The 21,601-nt window shown below is 55.5% G+C and carries 25 protein-coding genes and 1 pseudogene; 11 read left to right on the top strand and 15 right to left on the bottom strand.

The genetic code is table 11. The features are described from left to right. Positions 1-23 precede the first annotated feature (23 nt). Positions 24-668, top strand: a complete 645-nt coding sequence (locus HBN98_RS06880; RefSeq protein ID WP_151101522.1) for a hypothetical protein — start codon at positions 24-26, stop codon at positions 666-668. Positions 669-799: 131 nt separating this feature from the next. Here HBN98_RS06880 and HBN98_RS06875 read toward each other — a convergent pair whose 3' ends face one another. From HBN98_RS06875 to HBN98_RS06845, 7 genes are all read right to left on the bottom strand, one after another. Further along, positions 800-1,384 carry a tail assembly protein gene (locus tag HBN98_RS06875; protein WP_083368166.1) on the bottom strand — a complete coding sequence of 195 codons (585 nt, stop codon included), beginning with the start codon at positions 1,382-1,384 and terminating at the stop codon, positions 800-802. A gap of 3 nt (positions 1,385-1,387) precedes the next feature. Continuing rightward, entirely contained in the window at positions 1,388-1,750 is a 363-nt protein-coding gene (locus HBN98_RS06870) for a hypothetical protein (protein WP_083368167.1), read from the bottom strand. Between the two features lie 52 nt (positions 1,751-1,802). Further along, positions 1,803-2,636 (bottom strand): hypothetical protein, encoded by an 834-nt coding sequence (locus HBN98_RS06865; protein WP_083368168.1) that lies wholly within the window; start codon positions 2,634-2,636, stop codon positions 1,803-1,805. Further along, entirely contained in the window at positions 2,633-2,854 is a 222-nt protein-coding gene (locus tag HBN98_RS06860) for a hypothetical protein (RefSeq protein WP_083368169.1), read from the bottom strand. Before HBN98_RS06860 ends, HBN98_RS06865 begins: the two co-directional genes overlap by 4 nt. Then, positions 2,841-3,272 carry a hypothetical protein gene (locus tag HBN98_RS06855; protein ID WP_083368170.1) on the bottom strand — a complete coding sequence of 144 codons (432 nt, stop codon included), beginning with the start codon at positions 3,270-3,272 and terminating at the stop codon, positions 2,841-2,843. The genes HBN98_RS06860 and HBN98_RS06855 overlap by 14 nt, the downstream gene beginning before the upstream one ends. Continuing rightward, positions 3,269-3,685, bottom strand: coding sequence for a DUF5681 domain-containing protein (locus tag HBN98_RS06850; protein ID WP_083368171.1), 417 nt, complete (start codon positions 3,683-3,685; stop codon positions 3,269-3,271). The genes HBN98_RS06855 and HBN98_RS06850 overlap by 4 nt, the downstream gene beginning before the upstream one ends. Positions 3,686-4,450: 765 nt before the next feature. Then, positions 4,451-4,783, bottom strand: coding sequence for a DUF7957 family protein (locus HBN98_RS06845; protein WP_083368172.1), 333 nt, complete (start codon positions 4,781-4,783; stop codon positions 4,451-4,453). A 217-nt stretch (positions 4,784-5,000) separates the two neighbouring features. Here HBN98_RS06845 and HBN98_RS06840 point away from each other — a divergent pair, with 217 nt between their 5' ends. Next, positions 5,001-6,788, top strand: a complete 1,788-nt coding sequence (locus HBN98_RS06840) for a hypothetical protein (protein WP_151101519.1) — start codon at positions 5,001-5,003, stop codon at positions 6,786-6,788. A 121-nt stretch (positions 6,789-6,909) separates the two neighbouring features. Here the strand turns inward: HBN98_RS06840 and HBN98_RS06835 are convergent, their stop codons facing one another. Continuing rightward, complete coding sequence (locus HBN98_RS06835) at positions 6,910-8,346, bottom strand: hypothetical protein (protein WP_083368173.1); 1,437 nt, start codon at positions 8,344-8,346, stop codon at positions 6,910-6,912. A gap of 698 nt (positions 8,347-9,044) precedes the next feature. Here HBN98_RS06835 and HBN98_RS06830 point away from each other — a divergent pair. The 4 genes from HBN98_RS06830 to HBN98_RS06815 all read left to right on the top strand — a co-directional run bounded on the left by HBN98_RS06830 (position 9,045) and on the right by HBN98_RS06815 (position 10,127). Continuing rightward, on the top strand, positions 9,045-9,272 hold the full coding sequence (locus HBN98_RS06830) for a hypothetical protein (RefSeq protein ID WP_083368174.1): 228 nt from the start codon (positions 9,045-9,047) through the stop codon (positions 9,270-9,272). Between the two features lie 104 nt (positions 9,273-9,376). Next, positions 9,377-9,562, top strand: a complete 186-nt coding sequence (locus tag HBN98_RS06825) for a hypothetical protein (RefSeq protein WP_083368175.1) — start codon at positions 9,377-9,379, stop codon at positions 9,560-9,562. Then, positions 9,559-9,804 (top strand): hypothetical protein, encoded by a 246-nt coding sequence (locus HBN98_RS06820; RefSeq protein WP_083368176.1) that lies wholly within the window; start codon positions 9,559-9,561, stop codon positions 9,802-9,804. The genes HBN98_RS06825 and HBN98_RS06820 overlap by 4 nt, the downstream gene beginning before the upstream one ends. Continuing rightward, a complete protein-coding gene (locus tag HBN98_RS06815; protein WP_083368177.1) occupies positions 9,801-10,127 on the top strand; it encodes a hypothetical protein in 327 nt (108 codons plus the stop codon). The genes HBN98_RS06820 and HBN98_RS06815 overlap by 4 nt, the downstream gene beginning before the upstream one ends. 58 nt (positions 10,128-10,185) lie before the next feature. Here HBN98_RS06815 and HBN98_RS06810 read toward each other — a convergent pair whose 3' ends face one another. From HBN98_RS06810 to HBN98_RS06795, 4 genes are all read right to left on the bottom strand, one after another. Beyond that, the gene (locus HBN98_RS06810) at positions 10,186-10,476 is read right to left on the bottom strand and encodes a hypothetical protein (protein WP_162276296.1); all 291 of its coding nucleotides are present in this window, start codon (positions 10,474-10,476) and stop codon (positions 10,186-10,188) included. A 200-nt stretch (positions 10,477-10,676) separates the two neighbouring features. After that, positions 10,677-11,132, bottom strand: a complete 456-nt coding sequence (locus HBN98_RS06805) for a helix-turn-helix domain-containing protein (RefSeq protein WP_229754996.1) — start codon at positions 11,130-11,132, stop codon at positions 10,677-10,679. Positions 11,133-11,192: 60 nt separating this feature from the next. Then, complete coding sequence (locus HBN98_RS06800; protein ID WP_102688154.1) at positions 11,193-11,429, bottom strand: helix-turn-helix domain-containing protein; 237 nt, start codon at positions 11,427-11,429, stop codon at positions 11,193-11,195. A 118-nt stretch (positions 11,430-11,547) separates the two neighbouring features. Beyond that, entirely contained in the window at positions 11,548-11,751 is a 204-nt protein-coding gene (locus HBN98_RS06795) for a helix-turn-helix domain-containing protein (RefSeq protein WP_083368181.1), read from the bottom strand. 187 nt (positions 11,752-11,938) lie between these two features. Between HBN98_RS06795 and HBN98_RS06790 the strand changes: the two genes are divergently transcribed. Then, a complete protein-coding gene (locus HBN98_RS06790; RefSeq protein WP_083368182.1) occupies positions 11,939-12,424 on the top strand; it encodes a hypothetical protein in 486 nt (161 codons plus the stop codon). On the opposite strand, the pseudogene HBN98_RS06785 reads toward HBN98_RS06790, so the two are convergent. Further along, positions 12,421-13,632 (bottom strand): annotated as a pseudogene (locus HBN98_RS06785) (phage integrase). The gene HBN98_RS06790 and the pseudogene HBN98_RS06785 sit on opposite strands and share 4 nt — an antisense overlap. A gap of 252 nt (positions 13,633-13,884) precedes the next feature. Then, on the bottom strand, positions 13,885-15,225 hold the full coding sequence (locus HBN98_RS06780) for a lysozyme inhibitor LprI family protein (RefSeq protein ID WP_229754995.1): 1,341 nt from the start codon (positions 15,223-15,225) through the stop codon (positions 13,885-13,887). 234 nt (positions 15,226-15,459) lie between these two features. Between HBN98_RS06780 and HBN98_RS06775 the strand changes: the two genes are divergently transcribed. The 4 genes from HBN98_RS06775 (at position 15,460) to HBN98_RS06760 (ending at position 20,647) form a co-directional block, all read left to right on the top strand. Then, positions 15,460-17,064, top strand: a complete 1,605-nt coding sequence (locus tag HBN98_RS06775) for a tetratricopeptide repeat-containing response regulator (RefSeq protein WP_007963067.1) — start codon at positions 15,460-15,462, stop codon at positions 17,062-17,064. Then, positions 17,061-17,753, top strand: coding sequence for a sensor histidine kinase (locus tag HBN98_RS06770; RefSeq protein ID WP_083368184.1), 693 nt, complete (start codon positions 17,061-17,063; stop codon positions 17,751-17,753). Before HBN98_RS06775 ends, HBN98_RS06770 begins: the two co-directional genes overlap by 4 nt. A 200-nt stretch (positions 17,754-17,953) precedes the next feature. After that, the gene (locus tag HBN98_RS06765; protein ID WP_169844045.1) at positions 17,954-19,195 is read left to right on the top strand and encodes a glutamine synthetase family protein; all 1,242 of its coding nucleotides are present in this window, start codon (positions 17,954-17,956) and stop codon (positions 19,193-19,195) included. Between the two features lie 69 nt (positions 19,196-19,264). Next, on the top strand, positions 19,265-20,647 hold the full coding sequence (locus HBN98_RS06760) for an MFS transporter (RefSeq protein ID WP_083368186.1): 1,383 nt from the start codon (positions 19,265-19,267) through the stop codon (positions 20,645-20,647). A 192-nt stretch (positions 20,648-20,839) separates the two neighbouring features. On the opposite strand, the gene HBN98_RS06755 is transcribed toward HBN98_RS06760, so the two are convergent. Continuing rightward, positions 20,840-21,586 (bottom strand): flagellar brake protein, encoded by a 747-nt coding sequence (locus HBN98_RS06755; RefSeq protein ID WP_064588765.1) that lies wholly within the window; start codon positions 21,584-21,586, stop codon positions 20,840-20,842. Between the last annotated feature and the right edge of the window lie 15 nt (positions 21,587-21,601).

The raw sequence follows: 21,601 nt of genomic DNA, 5'->3' as shown, positions 1-21,601 counted from the left end.
TTAGCTTGGTGAAAACTCTGGACATGAAGAACCCGTACGCTGTTGGATTTTACTGCGCATTGGTTGCGCTACTTGTTTTGTCTACTGGCGTGTTTTTCGGAAACTTGAGCGTGGGTGGTGCTGATAAGGCATTCAGCTTTATTAGCTCGTTCTCGTCGTTGGTGCAGGCCATTGCAGCCATCGTTGTCGGCGGAATTGCGTTCCACGGCCTAAGTGCTTGGCGGAACCAAATAATTTACGGAAAGGCTCTGGGCGTAATCTGGGATGCCCAAGTCGCATTACGGCAGATTGAAGCTGCTTGCAATGTCTATTTTGAACGAATAAACGTATTCGATCGAAATAGAATGACTAAGGAAGAAATTAAGGTAGAAATTGCCGGCACGGCGCTAGGTGATGCATTTGATCAATTCAAATATCAATGCATTTTGCTCGACAAGGTCGTGGTCAAGCGAAGCTCTGATTGGCAGGATCACGCCTCCCGTTTAGAAAACTCGATCCATAATCTTGCGATTGAGATTAGTAAGCCTCTTCCTCAATCCAAATGGACCCTGGCTGACATTGGGAAAAGGTCTGACGCGGAGGTTGATAAGCACCTTTCTGAAGCAGACGGATACGTTGAACGAATGAGTACGCTACTCGATAGTCTTGCGGAAAAATATACCGTTTGAAGCGATAGTTGTTTAGCTATCAAAGCCATCGATTAAGCACCCAGCAATCACCAAGGTGGTGGCGGTAGCTGGCACAATCCTGTGCACGATTCATCCTAAATCTCTGAACGGCTGGCTTTATACAAGGTCGGCTAGGCCTTGTCTTCGGCGTGAATCGACGCCGAAATGATGATGCCACCCCACCTGCGCTCGCCGATGCAGATCGGCACAGGGTTGCCGCTTGCGGTTGTGTTCTTAGCACTACCGAAGGCGTAGGACGGAGCATTTTCCGGCGATGAGCTTTGTTTAAGGCCGGTAGCCTGTGGGCTCAGCATCTGGATGACGCCGCCGGCGGCGAGTGCAATCCCTGGTGCTAAGGTCGCGCCGTTCGTTACTGAACTCATGGCGATCAGAACCACGCCAAGTACAGTTTGAAACAGACCTGCACGCTTGCTTCCAGCGATTACCGGGACGATCCGGATCTCCTGAGCGCCGCCCATCTTCAGCTCGCGCTCGCCGATGTTCTTGCGGTTCCGGAACACCGCGAATTCGAGACCTTTTCGTTTGGCATCTGCGAGGTACTTTGCAAACCCTGGGTGATTGACGTCGATCGCTTTCACAGCCTCCCGCGTGTCGCCGGTGGAAAGCTCGTAAATGTGTTCGCGACCAAACAGCTTGCCGGCCGAGCCGCCCAGCAGGATTCGGGTTTTGGTGCCGTAGTTGGTGGCCATAGCCATGGTTCACTCCTTGGTGCCCTGGGCGCTGTTGTTGGGTACTTCAACGCCCAGTCGGATGGCGAGTAACGAGCGCGACATACGCGCTTGGTCGACCGTCACCTGTTCGTGACGCGGGTCGTAGTTCCAGATCCGGTCGTAAATCCCCAGGTATGCCCTGGCACCCCTGAAGGTTCTGCGCAGAAGGTCGGCCGAAACCCGGGCTTCGTCCTCGGTGAAGAACGGCCCGTCAATCGTCACCTTCTGGCCGTCGCGGACGTGCTGGACATCCCACACGACGTAGCCAGAATCAGGGCCTTGTTTCAGCGTGTAGGGTGCAAAGCGGGTTGTCTTGCACGCCTCGGCAAAGCGTTCCTGGTAAGTGGTCAAGGTATTTGCTCCCAGTTGGCGGCCGCACCGTGACGACCGCGAGTCGAACCGCTTACGCGGCTTCGGATTCTTCCTCTGCAGCCTTCGGCTTGCCTCGAGCTGGGATCTTTTCCAGCCAAGCGCGCAACGCCTCTGAGCCGTCACAACCCGATCGCCACTTTTCAAATCGACCTGCATAGCCAGTTGAGTTCGCAACCATTCCACTGAGCGATACGCCGACCTGCGAAGTGGTAGCAAGTACATCGTCGTAGACGGCCAGCATTTGGCGAAGAGCCTCAAGGTCATCAGCGCGGGAGGCGGCAATGCCTGCTCGGGAAAGGCTCGCTGCTGCTTCAGAGTTGAGGCCAGAGAGCATCGGGTTTGCTCTCAACACTGCTTCGACGATATCGGGATGGCCACCTTGACGAGCCTCAGACATGAGGTTGCGGCGCTCTTCTGGACTGAGTTCGCGCACAAGCGCTCTGAGCTCTTGGTCTGCGAGAAAGCCCGCGATGTCACTACTCGCGCGCGGAGTGACAGGGGAGAAGCCTTGGGTGACGGTTTCTGCGAGTGTGCGCATATCCTTTGCAACCGACTGCATAGCTGGAAGGAGCGCGGCTGAAACAGCCTCGATTTTTTCTTTGCTCAATCGCTCGATCGCAGACGCGTTGAAATCTTTGTTTTCCCGGATCGAGACGATCTCTTCGCCGAAGTCTTTGAAAGTTTCCAGCGCGAGTGTTTGAAGTTGGCGAGCGGACTTCATCAAACCGCCGGCTTGCCATACACCTTTGGTCCCGTCCGCACGTTGGATGGAGAAGGTGTGAGACTCAATACGAGAGTGCTCGTATTCGGAGTAGTGGAGGTTGGCCAAGCCGACCTTGAGAACTGAGCGTTTGCCGATTTTCATTGCGTTACCTTTGGATTGTTTGGGGGTGGAGTGGGGCAGACGGAGGACGTAGAGGCGTTGAAAGTTTCGAGGAGAGATACTTCGCCAGTGACAGCGGCGCCGCCGACGGCTTCGGCGCTCAACTCGTCCATCAGCTGGCTAATCTGCCGAACGTTGCTGCTAAACTGGGAGTCGCCGGCGGTCTGCTTCAGGCGGGCGATTTGGTTACGGATGTTCATTACGCGCCTCCACGATCCGCTGGTATTGCTCTGCAGCGTGCTGCTCAAGCGAGACACCTTCAGGAGGCCAGGTAACGATCCAAGCCCCTTCCTCGGGCGCGGCGCGCATATCGAGAATGCCGACTTGAGCTGTCCGGCCGGCGCGCTCAATTTGTCGGGTGTGAAGAATGATGGCTTTCGCCATTTGCTCACCTTGGTCGCTATCCATCTCTGCGAAGGGGAAGAAGAGCGATACGTTCCGCCCCTGAATTCGATAGTCGACTTGGTGCCCAGCGGTTTTCGGGAAGTCTTCTTCCGCTTGGATCTCTCTGGTATTTGCTCGGATCACCGCGAGCACAATCAGCAGCACTGTTTCGTCTGCGGCGCCGATCTTCTGGGCGATCCTTTGCAGTTCTGCTTTCAATGACTTGATGCTCATTGCTGCATTCCCTCCATTTGCGTGCGGAGTTCTTCGACGGCCTTTTGAAGCTCAGCGACCTCTATCACCCGGGCTACGGCGCTCAAGCCTTCGATGAGCGACTTACCCTGGTCGGGCGCGAGTTGTCCGCCGGCAACTGCACGCATGATTGACTTGGCTGCGCTCGGTAGGTCCGTATCGTCGAGTTCGAATTGCACCGGCTCGGAGGTCGGTTTGATTGGCGGGACAAGGCGCTCAAGAATCAGTCGGCAAGCCTGCATATCGCCCTTCTTGGCAGCCGTGAGCACCTTCTTCGTAACTGCGTCCGCACCCTCGGCAAGTCGAGCGCGAAGCTGCTGCGTTTGCCCGGAGCGTCCACCTGGGTTGCCTGACTGCCCGGGCTTCCATTTCCCGCTCTTGTCGCGCTCAGTCATGTGGCGGGCGATTCCATGGCAATGACCGGTTTGTTTTCCGCAAGCGCGATGAGGAGGGCGGATGCCTGGATGCTTCCTTCGCTGGCAGCGTCGCGCAGGCGACCCCACGCCGCGGCTACCTCTGAGCGAGTCGGTTTGTGTTGTCGACCTCGAGCGGTCTTGGCTGTGTTCATGGGATGGCCTCGAGTGGATTTGAATAGCTTCAAACCCACATTAGGCATGATCTGATCTTATATCCAGTGTTTTTTGGGTGCACCTAAGGTGCTACACACAACCGGATTAAACGGGACTGAAATAGTTGGTTTTGCCTGATAGGAAGGGGGGAATTTTGTTGCAGTAAGTCGTAGGTAGGCGAAGTGATACACAGCTGAGATTTCAGCCCAGCCATTTCATCCTGCGGTGCAGGTTGGGGAATTATCCGAGGTGACTTTTGACCTCCTCAATTTGAGGAGCTCTCACCAATGGTGGAAGTTAAGCGATCCAACCCCCATTGGGGGCTGGACCTGGTCTCCCATTTCGGTAGGGCAGGTGTCGCGACACGTTTTGCGAGTTATGAAAACGTGTCGCGTACTGATGGCTGGCTTCTGATCTAGCGCGAGCAGGTTTCCACCGTCAGTGGAAACCTCCCCTCAATCTGCGTGTTCCACCACTGGTGAAATACCCCTGAAGGGTGGGAATTTCGAACGCAGGGAAACTCTTACAGGTTTGCGGCCTGGGCAAAGTGAAAAAATCCCACTTGGTCCGGATCACTCAAATGTGAGCCAGTCATTTCGTAAAGCGAGTCTCTAGCACCTGGCCAGACGCTTCATCGATTCGGCAACTGAAGCCAGCAAAGTTCCCAACCCACAGCGGCTCCTCGTTCGTCACGCCGGTATAGGCATCCACGATCCCCATTCCGATGTCTTGCGCGCGCCATAGAAGGTTTCCGGATCGGTCATAGCAAAAGAGGTTTCGAGCAGGAACATCCTTCTCAAAGGCCATCCAGTCGAATGTCACCATCATTCGCTCCTCTATCAGCACTGCTTCAAGGACCGCGTACTCACCCTCAAAGCTTATTCCATCGCCGAAAATGCGTTTACCGCTGACATTGAGTCGCATCCGGCTTTTCCCCCTCTCTTATAACTTGATGCGGTTCACTCACATCTACCCTGGCCTGATTGCCCTGTTCTAACCTGCTGTCAGGTATTTGTCCAATGATGCTTCGGGCACGGCGATATCTGAATGTTTTGATGCCTACATGGTGTATCCAGAGATGCTACCCTCGTCGGATACACGCTTTTGATGGAATATAAATGAAAAACAAGGGAGGTTGGTTATGAGCGAGCATCCGTCTCAAGAATGGTTCGAGATGGCAGAAGTACGCCGACGGCGTCTATCTGCATCGGTTTGGATTCCGCTTAGACGTAGTGAAACAGTAGTTATTCAAGGTGAAAAGAACACCATCGGTTTGCGGGAAGAAGTGGACTGCGTTGGGAGTGTAGCGGTTGCTCTTGAGCATCGTGCGATAGGCGAAAGATTAAGTTGGAGCGATATTGGACTGATTAGAAATCCAGGCCCGAGTGCCTACAAAAACTTACCGTATAAGCCGGCGGATGTTCATTGGTTTAATGATGATCAGCCCATCGGTGTCGATTTGGTCCTTGTGCACTCACTTAATGGTAACCATGAGCGCGAGTGGTTTATTAACCAGGACTTGATAATGGCGTTACGCCTGCTTAAGGAGGGTGATGTCTGGCTTGCTGTTGACGAGGGGTATGAAGAAGTCATTCGCCGACGTCGAGATGCAGGAGGCAATGTAGTTTCAATCGATATTAAGTCCGAATACTTACGTGATTATTTGTGCGCTAGAGGCATGGCTCTAAGGATCTCTCAATATCGTCAGCGGATGGCTTTACTCGACGATCCCTCTTATCTATCTTGGCCAGAAAATGGGCTTCTTGTCGAAGATGACAAGGGACGCTTTAGTAGTCGGGTGTTTGGAGTCGATTCCCGAGGCTGGATGACGGGGGGGAGCGTAGCCTTAATGCAAGTTTGGCGAACTGACGTTGATGAAGGCGAGGATGTTCCTATTTTTGATGGCGAGAGTGACGAAAATACGGAGTATAAATCGTCAACTTACACACGACCGGATACGCCCTACGCATATCGTACAGAGGGCGAATTGTGGCGAGAGGACTGGATTGAGCCAGCGGATCGCAGTACGCGAATCAGAGACGACGATCCGGTTGAAGATTTGGCATATGTAGTTGATGCAAGCGGCGAGCGCCTCCCTGCTTCGGCACTGGATAATGAGGATGTCGGCAGATGGTTGTGGTTTAAACCTCAAGTTATCGAAGCGTTGCTAGGTTTTCGAGGCAGTTCCCTAAGTTGGTATTCTAAAAATACTGGAGGGGTGAAATGTTCTCCAGATTACGATACGCATTTTGGTATCAATGCTGGTGGTTATATTAATGTGTATGCTTACGATATCGCGAAGCTACCACAGTGGCAGCAACGTGTGTGGTATGGGCACAACGCGGCACCAGATGGGCCGGTCTCCGCTGAATTGATGTCTGCTCAAATGGGAAAAGGGCCTGCTGATACTATAGCGCCTGAAGCCAGATTTGCAGAGCTTCTTGAAGAGTTAGATGTAACTTTCGTTAAAGGATTTGGATCTCCACTGTTCCGCCCCCATGACGTCCAGCAAGATGTGCTTTCTAGAGTTCATAGATTTAGATCGCTTGCTCCATCGGGGATTTTATCTCTGGCAAAGGACGTGGCGCGCTTAACGGCGGATTCATTCGATATACCATTCTTGCGTAGTGTTCTAAAGCTTGGTCCAAAGGAAACATTAGGATCTATCAAGCTACTGCAGGCCGTGCTAAGTAAGGCAATTAATGATGAGGCTGAAGCCAGAAAAATTTTAGGTCCGCTGGTAGGCGTCTATGATTTGCGTCTGGGAGATGCTCATTTGCCTTCAAGCAAAATTGATGACGCTTACGCATTGGTCGGAATTGATCGATCAGCGTCTGCAATAGATCAAGCTGTTGGCTTGCTCGATAAGGTCTGTGTAACATTTGAGGCGATTAATTTAGGCATTCAAAGTGCAAAGGAAGGGCAATAGTTTTGCGCCGTTAAGCTGGGAGGTAGGAAGGCTCATTTATAGAGCCTTCTTTCATCCCTCAATTCTGGCACTAGCTGGTATGACACGTTGCGGTCATTAGGTCTCATGAGTCCGGTCCGTCTCACTCCGTTACGCCAGATTGAATGCTCCTGATTGGAAAATTTAATGAGTAGTAGTCATAATATTCACTGCTCGCGCCCGTAATCTTTAGAATAATTCTGTGAAGAGTTAGCTTTAGTAATTTAGTATCTTTTATGAGAGAGATGTAATCCCCGTCTACTAACTCGTTGCCGTGAGCAGCATCGTTGCGCCGTTGCCATGCGTTAACTTCCGCGTCTCCCATGCTCAAATTTATATGCTCAAAGAATCGCTGAGATCTGACTTTTAGAGATATGGTATTCCCATTGCTAATTTTGTCATGAAAAACTTTTCTGATTTCGGGTGTTAAGTCGCAATCCTTAATGGCCTCGAATATAGCTGTTTTTAAGACGTGGTATTCGCGCTTGGGAATAATTAGGTTATTGAATTTGGCGCCCTCTCCATCGATATATTTTTTTTGAATCGTTTCGATGATTGCGCCAAAATATGCCGCAGCCATGTGTGCTGGTGCTGTCACGGCGTGCCAATAAACCCAATTGAGGGAGCTCAGACTGTAATTGTTGTAATTAGCAAAAAAAGAGGTCGCTACTTTTTCAAGTTTTCCCTTGTCGAGCATATTGCTTCCCACTGGCGTGGAGATTGGTGCTGGAGGCATAACAGCAACGTTAAAGGCCCTACCATCCATAGAGTAGGCGTTTATTGCCTTGAAACTGAGCAGCTCCTGCTTTTCGCTATATTTTGCGCACCCCAAATAAACGATGGGGAATCCAAGTGCAAAGGACAAGCTATCTCGAATTCTCTTCCTGGTCTCCTCATCTGGATCTCCTATATAAAGGATATACCCCGGCTTAACATTTTCTCTTCCGGTTTCAGGCTTAGTGGAGCCTAGTATCGCCCGAAATCCTCCGATGTTGAGATCCAAGCAATTTCTTGAACCGCTTTCATCCGTGGAGGTGGTCGTCAGAGTGACCGCTTCATCGCCGTACCCGAAGGTACGGGTTGATATCTCCTGCATTGAGTCTTTTGCGATGTCTGGCCAGATATAATATCCCTTATCAATATTAGCCACCCAATCAAAAATGTAGCTCACAGTACCGGTTCGAGATGTTACGGTCTCAAAATTATGCAGCGAACAGGTCTGAGTTGTTTCATGCGTACCGTGCTGGTGATTTGAATGGCTCTTCGTATTCCTAATATCTACACCATAAGCGCGAGCTGTTGCCCCTCCTGGACTAATAAATTCCACCGCATCTTCATTCATGCGCACCGTGCCAGGCGGATATTCTTGTTCTCTATTTTTCAGGTGCTGCGCTGATTTTGTCTCCATAAAAAGGCGAAGGTTATGGTCTCTCCAGATTTTTACGCTGCGAATCGGAGCCAAGAGCTTCCCTGGATCGGATATTCTGAAAAAGTTCTTTTCTACATACGACTCTAAGCGTTCCCATTCCCAGAACAGCATAAGAACCTTCCTAAATTTTCGACAGTGACCAAAAGATAGCTCGAATCGTGATTATGGTGTGAACGGATGTGCTCAAAGTTGAGTACATCGAAGATGTGAACAGTTATCGACTAAACCTCGCAAATCGAGATTTTTTCCTGTGGCAGCGAGGCTTCTCAGGGGCTTTGCCTGCATTTGGCGATGTCCTCAAATCTCAGGACATCACTCGGAGCCCGTATGTCGTTCGTCAATTGCGATTACCTTCCAACCCAACCAACACCAAAGTCCTCCCGGACTAGCCCTCCTGATCCTGCGCAGAGCTACGTCGGTCGCCGATGAATTCGAGCAGAAGGCGCTGGATCAGCTCACCCGGGACGCGACCTCAGTGATCGCCGCCGACGCCGACCCGCGCCAGGTGATCAGGCAAATACGTCTGTAACTCCAACCGGTGGTGGAAGTCTGGGTCTCCCACTATTGGTGGTGCGTCGAGGTTTCCGCCATTGGAGTAAACCTCTCCGCCTTTTACGACCTTCTCGCGAAAGTGTCGGCAAACCCGACAGATAACAGCAAAGCGGGAATTCCCACTTTCAGATCTCTAATCCAGATGTGAGCAAAAGTCCGCGCATCTCTGGGGGTGTAATTTTTTTGCACCCTTCCTCTTGCGTGACTGCTAACGATGATTCATTATTGGTCTATCGTGACTGCTAACGGAGGTTGTTGTGAAGCAAGATGAATCGAAAGGCCCGCTATCTGCGGCCGATCGCCAGAGGATCTACAAAGAGCGTCAGCGCGAAGCTGGTTTTAGGCAAACAACCGTATGGATTCACGGTGAAACAGAGGAGGAGGGCAGGCAGGCAGCCCGGGATGGCAAGCCACTCAAGCCGATGGGAACGAAAGACCCAATGAGCTGGGCGGCAGGATGGATCAGCGAGAAGGGTAAGCAGTAACAGTTGAAATGGTGGCTCAAATCTGAGCCATCAGAGAAGAAGTGCCAGGCCGCTGCGTCAACAGCGGCCTGGCGATCACACGACGACTCTTGAAGGTGAACGTCATGCAATTTAAACAGAATACCATCCAAATCCTCGATGCGCGTGGGGAAGTCATAGGCTCGATGAATTTGCCGGCCAGCATCAAACTCACTGATCTGGCCTCGCTGAAAATGCTCGGCGCCGTCAGCGTGAAGGTGGTGCCTTGCATCACCCCGTTCAGTGGGATCATCGCTGGAGGTGTGCAATGAGCCAGGCCAACGCTCGCATCGCCGACGATGCTCTTGAGCTACTTCGTGCCACACACGAACGCATCAGCAATATGCGGGTGCTGTTCAACGCCATCACGAAGGACCTGAAGCACGGAAAGTCGCACGATATCGAGGAGCTGGCCAGCCTCGGCAGTTTCCTTGGCTACGACTGGGCGAATTATGTCGACAGTGAAGTCGAGCAGATGCAGAAGGCGCTCGACGCGGCGGAGGTTGTCCAATGAGCGCCGCCTTCAAATCTCGGGACGATCTGAGTTTTACCCAGCGCGATGATGCCGGTCGGCTCATCAATTGGCCTCGGTACAACTACGGCGTGCCTGGGGACTGGGAGAAGGGTATCGCCTGCTTCGATGTCGAGATTGCCGAGCTGGCTGCTCACGACGAAACAGAGGCGTTCCATGCGATCCAATTCGCGATCGTGGGAATGGGAGGGCGATGTACAAGTCTGGAAACGGGCTTCATCGACCGAGTGGCCCGGGCGGCGGTGATTGGGCTGCGCTCACTGCGGGCTGGTGCTGAACAGTTCGCTCCAACAGACATCGACTGACAAACTACGAAAGCTTCGTAGTATCGACGGCACTACCCTGCAACGGGGTGGTGCCTTCTCATCGCCGGCTGGAATGCGGGTATTCCGGGTAGGGCGGAAAGTTGAGCGCGTAACGATCCGGCTTGGTCATGGTTCGGACAATCAGGCCGCGCTCAATCAGGTCGATCAGAGCCCTGCGACACTTCAATTGTTCAGAAAAGGTGACGGCTCTGGATGGAAGGATCTCTCTCGGCCGGGCACTGCACGCTTGAGGCATCAGATTCCACAGGACCACTCTCGACACAAGCGGCATACCTCTCCACTGCTCACTATCCATCACCGACACTGGCAAGACGAGGTTGTCAGTCATGGCCGCACGCATCGGGTTTCTATTCATCCTGATCCTTTCTGGTCTGCACTAAAAGCTCAGACAGCATGGTAGATATCTATAAGGGTGCGCACTTTCTGCGCACGTAAACGGGTAATTACGGCGCACTTTTTGCGCACGTAGACAGAGGTCACAAATACAACCGGACAGAGCCGTACAAACGGATCGTTCTACGTGCGCATTTATTGCGCCGGTATGTGCGCATTTTCTGCGCTGGAAGAATTCGAAATTGCGAGGCTGCGGATTGTTCGTGGAGGTGCGCGGGTTGGACCTATTTCAAGATCTTTGCCAGGGCATTCGTCGATGGCAAACCAGCTCAGTGCGTAGAGCGCGCAACGCGCGCCATGGCGAGAAAAAATACTACTCCTGGTCTGGATGATCCAGCCGCCGGCCTCGAGTTCTGCCAGAGCCTTCCGAAGGGTATTGTCAGAGGCAATGCCCCACTCCTTTGCCATTGTCCGTGTCGCCGATAGATCGCCGTTGTTGTTGCCGCGGTACTGCATCATGAGTTCATTGAGGACGCACCGAGACCAGGGCCCCATAGCCCTGTAATTGGCAGACTGGCCCATGGCAAGAAACAGCATCGCAAAAGGAGGCGTTTTAGCTTTCTTGGTTCGGACTGTTCTTGAAGATGCCATTCAATGGCTCGCAGGCAGGCGCAAGCGCCTCCGATATGGAGGCGCCGGCTAGTCAATGGTTTACGAGGCTTCGCGCATCAAAATGTATTTGGCAACCCGGTGCGGCGGTCGACCCGGCTCGGTCGACTGGTGCGTCCAGTAGGTGCGGATTTCGTGCCCCTTTTTTCTTAGGCGACGAATAGTGCTCGGCGGCTGAACGATGTCGAGCGTTTGAGCTGCCTCGACGGAGGAAACCGGGCCGTTTCTAAGCGCCTCGATCATCTTGCGGTCTTGCTCGGTTGAAGAATGGCGTGTCATAGTTTGCCCTTCACGTTGGTGCTATCCAGTGTGTTTTTGCTAAGGCGGTGCTCGAACACCGCCTTAGCATCCTTCAGCGCGGTCCTGCGCATTCCTCGCTCCTTATTCTCTTCGCAATTCATCGTGAGCCGGCCTTTGCGGCGCGCTCAATGAATGCTTTCAGTTCCGATGCCAAGGCCAATCGTCGCCGGCCGATCTTAAATGTTTTGATTTCGCCCTGAGCAATCAGCTCGTAGGTGGCCGAACGCGATATGCCCAAAATACGGGCAGACTCTTCGACGCTCACCGACAACGGTGCCATCTGTTGTTGACCTTGTTCCATGGATATCTCCCTAAATTCCGACACCCAAAGGGGGGCCAGATGATGCTAGGTTACAATGCATAATTCTTGCGATGCAAGCAAATGCTAAACATGCACGTATTCGCACGGATTGACAGTGGTTTGCGGGTCGAGCAAGCTGTGCCCATCACGTCAGTTAAATTGACCTTCAGAGAGCAGATGGATTGGTATGGCGACGAAGACAAGTAAGCGGGCTGGTGAGACGAGTACAACCGTTAGCGTCGGTATCAGAATTGATCCGAAGATAAAATTCGCTCTCGACATAATGGGAAGAGTGCAGAAGCGATCACTGACGGCCGTTATCGAGTGGGCGATCGCTCAGGCGATGAGCCAAGCCCACGGGGACTTCGATGGGAATAGTCTCTCCAGCGTGATTGATAAAGTCTGGTCGACCGATGAGTCTGTGCGTTTGGTTAACCTTGCGCTCTACATGCCAGAGGCGCTCACGTACGATGAGCTTCGTATCTGGGAGACAATTAAGGCTAGTGCTTACTTTTGGCAGCACTATCCGGATATGACTTTCTCCACGGAGCCGGATAGGCTGGTAATGTTTCTCGTAACAGACAACTGGGACAAACTCTTAGATCATGTGAGTCTGCACAAATCTAGCCCGACCATCGTTCCTATCACGGATAAAGAGTTGATTCCCTTCTAAATCAGCTCTACTGCTGCGGCTTTCGTCCCAGGCGCCAAGTGGGCATACCTCAGTGTCATCTTTATATCGGCGTGCCCCAGCAGATCCCGTACCGTGTTGAGCGGTACGCCGGCCATCACTAGGCGTGACGCGAAATCGTGACGCATATCGTGCCAGCGGAACCCTTCGATATTGGCTCGCTCTAGCAGCTTGAGCCAGGCGCTTTTAACGTCCTCCAGACGTCCGCCTTCCTGACTCGGGAACACATATCGAGATTTGCCGGCCATCTTCTTCCAGTCTTCCAGCACGCGCACCGTTTCCTTGTTCATCGGGATGTGTCGTGTGTCGCTTGTTTTGGTGGTGGCGCCGGCTGCGGTGATCGTCTTCGTTTGGAAGTTCACTGCGGACCATTTCAAGTCGAACAGCTCACCGCGTCTCATGCCTGTGTTCAGGGACACCAGGACCATAGGCTTCAAGTGGTCCGTAAATCGGACTTCAAGCAGGCTTGGCATCGGTTCCTTACCGCGATCCGCTCGCCACTTGTTCGCACTCTCGCGCTCCGTCCTCGCTTCGTCTTGGCGGGCGTCGAGTGCTTCCCGAAGTCGTTTGGTCTCTTCAGCATCTAAGTAGCGGACCAGTCCCATCGAGTCGACCTTTAAGGCTTTGAGCCTGTCCATCGGGTGGGCATCGATGTACTCCCATTCAACGGCTCTGCTGAATACGCCGCTGATCGAGCCCATTTTCCTGTTGACCGTCGACGGCTTATTGCCTGACTGCATCCATCCCGTACGGATCTGGTCCAGGTCGCGGCCAGTGATCGCATTGAGACGCTGGGGCATGATTGCTTCGAAGTTGTGGTCGAGCGTGTGCAGGGTTTTCTCATGCCCTTTGTGGTGCGTCTTGAACCAAGGCATGTATATGTCATCGATGAACTCGCGTAAGGAGGGGAGGGTAGCGCCTTTACGTCCTTGGGTGACGGCTAGCGGTTACCCCAGGGTTCTTGCCTCTGCGAGATATTGAGTAGCCTCCGCTCGCGCTTGCTCCAACGTGAGTATGCCAATGCGACCCAATGTCTTCTTGCGGCCTCTGGCCCAGGTCACTACATAGGACTTGGCGCCGGCGGCAGTGACGCGCACGAACAGACCGCCGACGGTGGTATCGTGGACCTCATATTCCTGGCCGGTTATCTGCAGGGACGCCAGCAGCTTGGCGGTGAGCTTCTCTTTCAATTTGTTCCCATGGGTGCATGGTGGGTGCAAAAAGAACTATACGGCGTCGTTTTTACGGACACAACCGGACGAAAAACCCAATAAATACGGGGTTTTGCCATTGTTTGCTGGGGTTTGGATAGCCCTCCTAAGGGGAAGGTTGGCAGTTCGAACCTGCCCTGGGACACCATCATTCAGAGCCGCATAACGGCTCGCAAAAAAAGCCCCGCACAGGATGACCTGGCGGGGCTTTTTCGTTCAGTTCACCGCTGGCTAATTTGCCGCGCCACCCTCGGCCTTGCCTATCGAAGTGCTGACTCGGGTGATGTGGCGATGCCCATTGACGGTGTAACTTTGTGCCTGTTCTTCAGATCCCGGCTTACGCAGCGTCAGTTGAGCGAACAGCCCAACTTTTTCATCGTAGCTGCCATACCAATTGATCAGTCTGGCGATAAAGCAGTCATCACCGAGAATTACCGGGAAATCGGCGATGGGTTCAATCGCGTAATAACTTGCGCCGTAGCTGTAATAGTCGTCGTCCCCCGGGCCTGATGGCGGGATTGGGCAGAGGGGGGCCGAGTTCTTCGGCGTCGTAGTGCCTATCTTGGACAAACCTTGAGTGAGCGCCTTTTGTACGGCGGGCTCCAGTTCATAGGCTGTCGGATTGTCCTGATTCGCCTGAGTGCGAGGCACGTTCAGTTCATAAAGATATTGCACCGTTACCGTGGGGACCTGGCGGTTGATCCGTAGCGGATTGAGCAGATAGACCTGATCAACGCCGTAGGCACTGTTTCGATAGGCGGCGTAGAGTTTTCCATGCACCTTGATCCAGTTGACCGCTTGGTTGGCACCGCGATCATTGGTGTAGAAAAGGGTGGTCTCGGCGTTGGCTTCTGGTGCAGCTTCGGCACCTCGTCTGATGAATCGGCTGCCCGTGCCGCGCCAGGTTTCGGTGTACCAGAACAACCCGGTGCCGCCGGAATAGGTTTCAACGATCAGGTCGCGCAGCCCATCGCCATCCAGATCGGTGAGGATATAAGTCGTTTGACCGGTGTCGGCGGCTCCCGTGATGTTGGAAGCAGTTAATGCTTTCCACTCTTCCTGGCTCACCCCGTTGGGGATCGCCTCGGGAAAGTGCGTCTGCTCATCATCATCATCGGGGATGCCGGCAAACGAGGTTTTATCAAGGCTCACCGTGAACGCATCAAGGGTCTTTTCCAGGGCAAACTCAGGATCAACCTTGCTCGCTGCCTCGATACGTTGCTGTAGCTCCACCATCGCCTGTTTGTCTGTTTCGTCGGGCGAGTACGCCAGCGTATCGACCCATTGCGCCTGCAGCGATTCCAGTCGCTCGCGATAGCGCTGATTCAGGCAACTGACCTCCTCAGCGCATTGGTTGCGGGTCTTTAGCCAAAGGCGCTGAGCGCTTTTCAGCTCGGCCTTGGTATCTGACGTGGACTTCATGAGCTTGTTGTATGCCGTAGCCATCTGCGCATCCAGCTCATACAACCCCTTGTCCGCACAAATCGCATTTTCCACGGCACTCGCCGCTTTCGCACAATCCATTCCGGTCGCCATCGCCTGCTGAATGAACAGCAGCGCACAGGCGGACACGATGCAACGTCCCTTGATGTACAGGAGATAAACCTTGTAGTGGAAAGATGAGCCGGCGCGCAGGGTAATCGCTGTGCGAGGAATCTTGAAGTGTCCGCTTCAGGGAACGTCACTTGTGGCCGATAACCCACTCGGTGACTTAAAAGTCGTGTGAAATCGCTTGATAGCATTTGGCCGGCAGCTATCATCTGCGCGCCTGAAATTGCCCCCACTTCAACTGCCTGGAAATCCTCGATGCTGTCGTATCACCAAAAGAGTTTTCTGATCGTCGATGATTTCTCGGATTTCCGCAGTTCCGTGCGTTCGATGCTGCGCGAGCTGGGGGTCAAAGATGTGGACACCGCGGATACCGGCGAGCAGGCGCTGAAGATGTGTGCGCAGAAGTCCTACGATTTCATCCTGCAGGATTTCCACCTCGGCGATGGCAAGAAGAACGGCCAGCAGGTGCTGGAAGACCTGATGTCGGAAAAGCTCATCAGCCATGAGGCGGTGTTTGTCATGGTGACGGCCGAGACCAGTCAGGCGATGGTGCTCAGTGCCCTGGAGCACGAGCCGGATGCGTACCTGACCAAACCGTTCAACCGCTCTGGTCTGGCGCAGCGTCTGGAGCGTCTGGAGCAGCGCAAGACGTTGCTCAAACCGATTCTGCAAGCCCTTGATCGCGGGAAGCCGGTCGAGGTGCTCAATGCCTGCATTGCGCTGTGCAAGCAGGACATCCGTTATTCGCCGCTGTGCCTGCGTTATCGCGCCGATGCGCTGCGCGACATGAATCAGAACGAAGCCCTTGAACGCCTGTACGACAGCATCATCGCTGATCGGCCGTTGCCGTGGGCATTTGCCGGGTTGGGCAAGTTGTTGTTCAAGCGTGGGCAAGTGGCGCAGGCCAAAGGCGTCTATGAGAAAGCGCTGAAGGTGTTCCCGATGATGCCGGCGCTGTATGACGGCATGGCCGATGTGCTGGTGGCCGAGGGCGATACCAAAGGTGCGCAGCGCGTGCTGGAGGAGGCGATTCGTTTGTCGCCGCTGGCGGTGCGCCGGCAAGCGTTGCTCGGCAAACTGGCGATGGCCAACGAGGACTTCGACACCGCGTCCCGGGCCTATCGTCAGGCCGTGGCGCAGGGCGCGCAGTCGCGCTTCAAGGATCCGGAAAGCAATCTTGGCCTGGCCCATGCCTTGATCAGCAAGGGCAGTGAGCGTGGTCTCGACACCCGCACTCGGCTGGAGATCAACACCACCCTCAGCGCCGTCGCCAAAGAGAACCCGTCTGACCCGGGCCTGCAGATTCGCGCGCGCCTGATGAAGGCCACCAGTCTGTTGCTCAACGACGCCGAAACCGCTGACAAGCTCACCGAGCAAGCGCTGATGCGTCTCGACGGCATGGAGCAGTTCATGAGCCCTGAAGCAGCGCTGCTGGTTGCCAAGCAGTTGCAGATGCTCGGGCAGGCCGAGGCGGGCACTTCGATGCTCAAGAGCTGCGCGGAGATCTACGGTGACGATCCGGCAGTGATGAAAGACATCGCCAAGCTCACCGACGACCCGACTATCCTCAGTTCGAGCAACGCTGCCGCCGACCTCAACCGTCAAGGCGTGCGCGTGTACAAGACCGGCAACCTCGTGGAGGCCCGCGAGGTGTTCCGCAAGGCGCTGAAGATGCAACCGAAGAACATCAGTATCGCGCTGAACATGGCCCAGTCGCTGCTGCACGGCACCGACACCAGTGTGCCGTCAGCGGAGCTGGAAGAATGTCGGGCCTGCCTGAAAATGGTTGGCCTGATGCCCGACACCGACGCGCGTTTTGCGCGTTATCAGAAGCTGAAAAGCAAGGCGTTTGGCGAATGAACCAAGACGAGCAGGCGCTGGATTTCTCCACGGTGATTGCCTCCACCGTTCACGACATGAAGAACTCGCTGGCGATGCTGATGCAGGCCCACAGTCAATGGCTGGCGCGTCTGCCTCAAGAGCAGCGCAGCGGGACGGAGCAGGGCGTGATCGACTTCGAGTTCGCCCACCTCAACGGCATGCTGGTGCAGTTGCTGGGGCTGTACAAGCTCGGCGTCAACCAGATGCCGCTGCAACCGGCGTATCACGAACTGGATGATTTCATCGAGGCGCAACTGGCGGCGCATCAAGAAGTGTTCGCCAGTCGCGGGATCATCGCCACCTATGAAGTCGATCCGCTGAGCCCGCTGGGTTTCTTCGATCGCGAGTTGATTGCCTCGGTGCTGGGCAACTGCATCAACAACGCGATTCGCTATGCCCGCGAGTCGCTGCTGATTACCGTCAGCGACGAGGCCGGGCAACTGGTGTTGAGCATCAACGATGACGGCGACGGTTACCCGCCCGAGATGCTCGAACGTCAGGCCGATTACGTGCAGGGCATCAATCACGGCAGTGGCAGCACCGGGTTGGGCCTGTATTTTGCCAACCGCATTGCCGCGTTGCATCAGCGCAATGGCGTGGTCGGGCACACCGAAATCAGCAACGGCGGGCCGTTGGGTGGCGGGGTGTTCAGCCTTTATCTGCCGTGACTCGGGTTTTTGTTTGACGCTGCTTGATATTCCGAACAGCCGGAGCCTATTTTGTACGGGTCGCCGTTCGCGGCTCGCACAATAACAAGGATTGCGTCATGACAACCGATGGTCAGCGTTCACTCGCGCAGCGATTGACCGGCATTGATGAGATTGAATGTGTCACGCCGGATTTGAACGGCGTGCCGCGCGGCAAGGTGATGACCGCCGAGGGGTTCCTCGAAGGGCGGCGGTTGCAGATGGCACGGGGAGTGCTGCTGCAATGCATCATGGGCGGCTATCCGCCGGCGCGGTTTTACGGCAGCGATGACGGCGACCTGGCGCTCGTAGCCGAGCCGAGCATGATTCACCCCCTGCCATGGAGCGACGAGCCGCGTGCCTTGGCCATTTGCGATGCCGACGAGCTGAGCGGCGAAAGCTCTAACCTGTCGACCCGCGGTCAGCTCAAGAACGTCATCGCCCGCTACGCCGCGCGCGGTCTGGCGCCGGTGGTGGCGACCGAGCTGGAATTCTTTGTCTTCGCGCCGAATACCGATCCGACGCAACCGTTCCGTCCGCCAGTCGGCCTCGACGGGCGTCGCGAGGACGGGCAGGCGGCATTCAGCGTCAGTTCCAATAACGGTCTGCGGCCGTTCTTCAGCGAAGTCTATAAATGCATGGCAGCGCTCGGTTTGCCGCGCGATACCTTCATGCACGAGATGGGCGTCAGCCAGTTCGAGATCAACCTGCTGCACGGCGATCCGCTGCTGCTGGCCGACCAGACGTTCCTGTTCAAGCACCTGCTCAAGGAAGTCGCACTCAAGCACGGCCTCAGCGTGGTGTGCATGGCCAAGCCGCTGGCGCACACGCCGGGCAGTTCGATGCACATTCACCAGAGCATCGTCGACATCGCCACCGGCCAGAATGTGTTCAGCGACGACCATGGCCAGCCGACGGCAATGTTTCGCCACTTCATCGGCGGACAGCAGGCGGGCATGGCTGACTTCACTGCGTTGTTTGCGCCGAACGTGAACTCCTATCAGCGTCTGTGCCACCCGTTTGCGTCGCCGAACAATGCGTGCTGGTCCCACGACAACCGCGCCGCAGGGCTGCGAATTCCGGCGAGTTCGCCGGTGGCCCGTCGCGTGGAAAACCGTTTGCCCGGCGCCGATGCCAACCCGTACCTGGCGATTGCCGCGAGCCTGGCCGCCGGCTTGCATGGGATCGAACATGAACTGGAACCGAGCGCGGCGATTCAGGGCGAATTCGAAGTGCCGGACAATCTTTCGCTGCCGTGTACCTTGCATGCCGCCCTCGAGCGTCTGAAACGTAGCCAATTGGCCAGGGAACTGTTCGGACAGGAGTTCATCGAAGGCTACATCGCTTCGAAGACCATGGAGTTGACCAGCTTCTTTGATGAAATCACTCCCTGGGAACGGCGTGTTCTAGCAGCCCAGGCCTGACTAACTGTCGCCGTCGGGCTATCGTTTGGATAGCCCGATACTCACTGCAAGGAGCCGCTCGGAACGCCGATGCGCCAAATCTGGAAATCCTTTCGAGCGCTGTATTTCGCCTCGCTGATGATGTTGATCGGCTCAGGCCTTCTATCTACTTATCTGGCATTGCGCCTGGCCGCTGACCATGTCGATGGACTGTGGGTCGGTGCGCTGATGGCGGCCAACTATTTCGGCCTGGTGCTGGGCGGCAAGATCGGACACCGCTTGATCGCCCGGGTCGGGCATATCCGGGCGTATTCGGCGTGTGCCGGGATCGTTGGGGCGGCGGTGCTCGGGCATGGCCTGGTCGACTGGCTGCCGGCGTGGCTGGTGCTGCGGACCATTGTCGGTCTGGGCATGATGTGCCAATACATGGTGATCGAGAGCTGGCTCAATGAGCAGGCCGACGCCAACCAGCGCGGGCTGGTGTTCAGCGGCTACATGATCGCTTCGTATCTGGGGCTGGTGCTCGGTCAGCTGATTCTGGTCATGCACCCGGGCCTTGGTCTGGAACTGCTGATGCTGGTCGCCCTGTGTTTCGCCCTGTGTCTGGTGCCGGTGGCACTGACCCGGCGGATTCACCCGGCACCGCTGCATCCGGCACCGATGGAGCCACGCTTCTTTATCAAGCGGGTGCCGCAGTCGTTGAGCACGGTGCTCGGTGCCGGTCTGATCATCGGTTCGTTCTACGGTCTGGCGCCGCTGTACGCCTCGCAGCAGGGGCTGTCGACCGAGCAGGTCGGTCTGTTCATGGGTAGCTGCATTTTTGCCGGGCTGCTGGTGCAGTGGCCGTTGGGCTGGTTGTCCGACCGTTATGACCGGGCGCTGCTGATTCGCTGCTTTGCCGGGTTCCTCGCGGTGGCGGCGTTGCCATTGGCGATCCTGCCGCAGGTGCCGCTGGAAGTGCTGTTTGTGGTCGGCTTCCTCTGTTCGCTGGTGCAGTTCTGCCTGTATCCGCTGGCGGTGGCGTTCTCCAACGACCACGTCGAAGGCGATCGCCGGGTGTCGCTGACGGCGATGCTGTTGGTGACCTACGGGGTCGGCGCGAGTATCGGGCCTCTGTTGGCAGGTGTGCTGATGAAGCTGTTCGGTAGCCAGAGCCTGTACGCGTTCTTCAGCTTCTTTGCGCTGGTGCTGGTGTGGCGCATTCGTCCGAAAGCGGTGACCAATCTGCATCAGGTCGATGACGCGCCGCTGCATCACGTGGCAATGCCGGACAGCATGTCCAGCTCGCCGCTGGTGGCCGCCCTCGACCCACGGGTGGATGAGCAGGTGGTGCAGGAACAGATGCAGAATACGGTTACGCCGGAGCCGGAGCCGGAACCAGAGCCCGAAGTGCAGCCTGAGGCAGCGGCGGAAACTGATCCGGCTGATGGGGACGATAAACCGACGCCGGACATCAGTGGTGCCAGGCCCTGACCCGGTGACGCTGTAACCGTGGCGAGGGAGCTTGCTCCCGCTGGACTGCGCAGCAGGCCCATAGGTGAGGGGCGCTTCGCGGCCCAGCGGGAGCAAGCTCCCTCGCCACAAGGGGCTCACCGCTGCCGAATTATTTGCCAATAAAAAAGGGCAGTCCCGCCAAGGACTGCCCTTTTTCTGTGTGCGTTCGACTCAGAGATCGTCTTTATCGAAGCGACGTGCTTCACGCTGCAACTGATAGACGAAGCGCTCGACGTTGCGTGCAGCCTGGCCACTGATGTTGTGGAAGCGCAGGCCGGCGAAGGTGATGTTGAGCTTTTCTTCGAAGTGCAGGTAACGCAGTTCGACCGAAGTCGGCTGGTTGCCGAACAGCGGGGCGGCGATGAGGCGGTCATAGACCTGGCCCAGTTGCAGGCGGTCGGTGATGTCACCTTCAAAGCGCAGCTTGCACCCGGTGGCGGAAATATCCAGCAGTTTGCCGTTGATCGGCGCCTTGAGTTTTTCGCCGCCAAGTTCGACGCTGACCAGATCGGTCAGCTTCAACGCGGCGCGGAAGGCATTGCGGCGCTGGTGGTAAACCACTTCGGTCGGCAGCTCGCCGGTGTAAAAGCGATCACCCGCGGATTCTTCAATGTTCAACGTGCCGGTGCATTCCCAGGCGATGCGCACGCCTTCGTGGAAGCCTTCAACCTTGAACGGTTCGCCCGCCAGCAGGAAGCGCTCGCCATCGCGCGGGATCATTTCATCCAAGGCGATGGTCGCGGTTTCGCGGTCGACCTTGATCAGGTAGCTCTGAAAGCGCTGGCTGCGCTCATGGAACGTGATGATCAGCGGATCGTGGCTTTCTTGCAGCTGGCGCAGGTTGCTGGAGATTTCCAGGGGCGTGGTCAGCACCTTTGGTGGCTGCGGACTATCATCCGCGCTTAGGGCGTTTGGCACGTTTTCTCAATCTCC

Origin of the sequence: Pseudomonas koreensis (assembly GCF_012986595.1) — a bacterium.
Lineage (GTDB): Bacteria > Pseudomonadota > Gammaproteobacteria > Pseudomonadales > Pseudomonadaceae > Aquipseudomonas > Aquipseudomonas koreensis.
The sequence above is the reverse complement of the archived record's forward strand: the minus strand, read 5'-3'. Positions and strand labels throughout refer to the sequence as shown.

Bases quoted from the DNA above. Each gene is read 5' to 3' on its own strand.
- HBN98_RS06880 (WP_151101522.1), top strand. From the start codon at position 24: ATGAAGAACCCGTACGCTGTTGGATTTTACTGCGCATTGGTTGCGCTA.
- HBN98_RS06875 (WP_083368166.1), bottom strand. From the start codon at position 1,384: ATGGCTATGGCCACCAACTACGGCACCAAAACCCGAATCCTGCTGGGC.
- HBN98_RS06865 (WP_083368168.1), bottom strand. From the start codon at position 2,636: ATGAAAATCGGCAAACGCTCAGTTCTCAAGGTCGGCTTGGCCAACCTC.
- HBN98_RS06860 (WP_083368169.1), bottom strand. From the start codon at position 2,854: ATGAACATCCGTAACCAAATCGCCCGCCTGAAGCAGACCGCCGGCGAC.
- HBN98_RS06855 (WP_083368170.1), bottom strand. From the start codon at position 3,272: ATGAGCATCAAGTCATTGAAAGCAGAACTGCAAAGGATCGCCCAGAAG.
- HBN98_RS06850 (WP_083368171.1), bottom strand. From the start codon at position 3,685: ATGACTGAGCGCGACAAGAGCGGGAAATGGAAGCCCGGGCAGTCAGGC.
- HBN98_RS06845 (WP_083368172.1), bottom strand. From the start codon at position 4,783: ATGCGACTCAATGTCAGCGGTAAACGCATTTTCGGCGATGGAATAAGC.
- HBN98_RS06840 (WP_151101519.1), top strand. From the start codon at position 5,001: ATGAGCGAGCATCCGTCTCAAGAATGGTTCGAGATGGCAGAAGTACGC.
- HBN98_RS06835 (WP_083368173.1), bottom strand. From the start codon at position 8,346: ATGCTGTTCTGGGAATGGGAACGCTTAGAGTCGTATGTAGAAAAGAAC.
- HBN98_RS06825 (WP_083368175.1), top strand. From the start codon at position 9,377: ATGCAATTTAAACAGAATACCATCCAAATCCTCGATGCGCGTGGGGAA.
- HBN98_RS06820 (WP_083368176.1), top strand. From the start codon at position 9,559: ATGAGCCAGGCCAACGCTCGCATCGCCGACGATGCTCTTGAGCTACTT.
- HBN98_RS06815 (WP_083368177.1), top strand. From the start codon at position 9,801: ATGAGCGCCGCCTTCAAATCTCGGGACGATCTGAGTTTTACCCAGCGC.
- HBN98_RS06810 (WP_162276296.1), bottom strand. From the start codon at position 10,476: ATGACTGACAACCTCGTCTTGCCAGTGTCGGTGATGGATAGTGAGCAG.
- HBN98_RS06805 (WP_229754996.1), bottom strand. From the start codon at position 11,132: ATGGCATCTTCAAGAACAGTCCGAACCAAGAAAGCTAAAACGCCTCCT.
- HBN98_RS06800 (WP_102688154.1), bottom strand. From the start codon at position 11,429: ATGACACGCCATTCTTCAACCGAGCAAGACCGCAAGATGATCGAGGCG.
- HBN98_RS06795 (WP_083368181.1), bottom strand. From the start codon at position 11,751: ATGGAACAAGGTCAACAACAGATGGCACCGTTGTCGGTGAGCGTCGAA.
- HBN98_RS06790 (WP_083368182.1), top strand. From the start codon at position 11,939: ATGGCGACGAAGACAAGTAAGCGGGCTGGTGAGACGAGTACAACCGTT.
- HBN98_RS06775 (WP_007963067.1), top strand. From the start codon at position 15,460: ATGCTGTCGTATCACCAAAAGAGTTTTCTGATCGTCGATGATTTCTCG.
- HBN98_RS06770 (WP_083368184.1), top strand. From the start codon at position 17,061: ATGAACCAAGACGAGCAGGCGCTGGATTTCTCCACGGTGATTGCCTCC.
- HBN98_RS06765 (WP_169844045.1), top strand. From the start codon at position 17,954: ATGACCGCCGAGGGGTTCCTCGAAGGGCGGCGGTTGCAGATGGCACGG.
- HBN98_RS06760 (WP_083368186.1), top strand. From the start codon at position 19,265: ATGCGCCAAATCTGGAAATCCTTTCGAGCGCTGTATTTCGCCTCGCTG.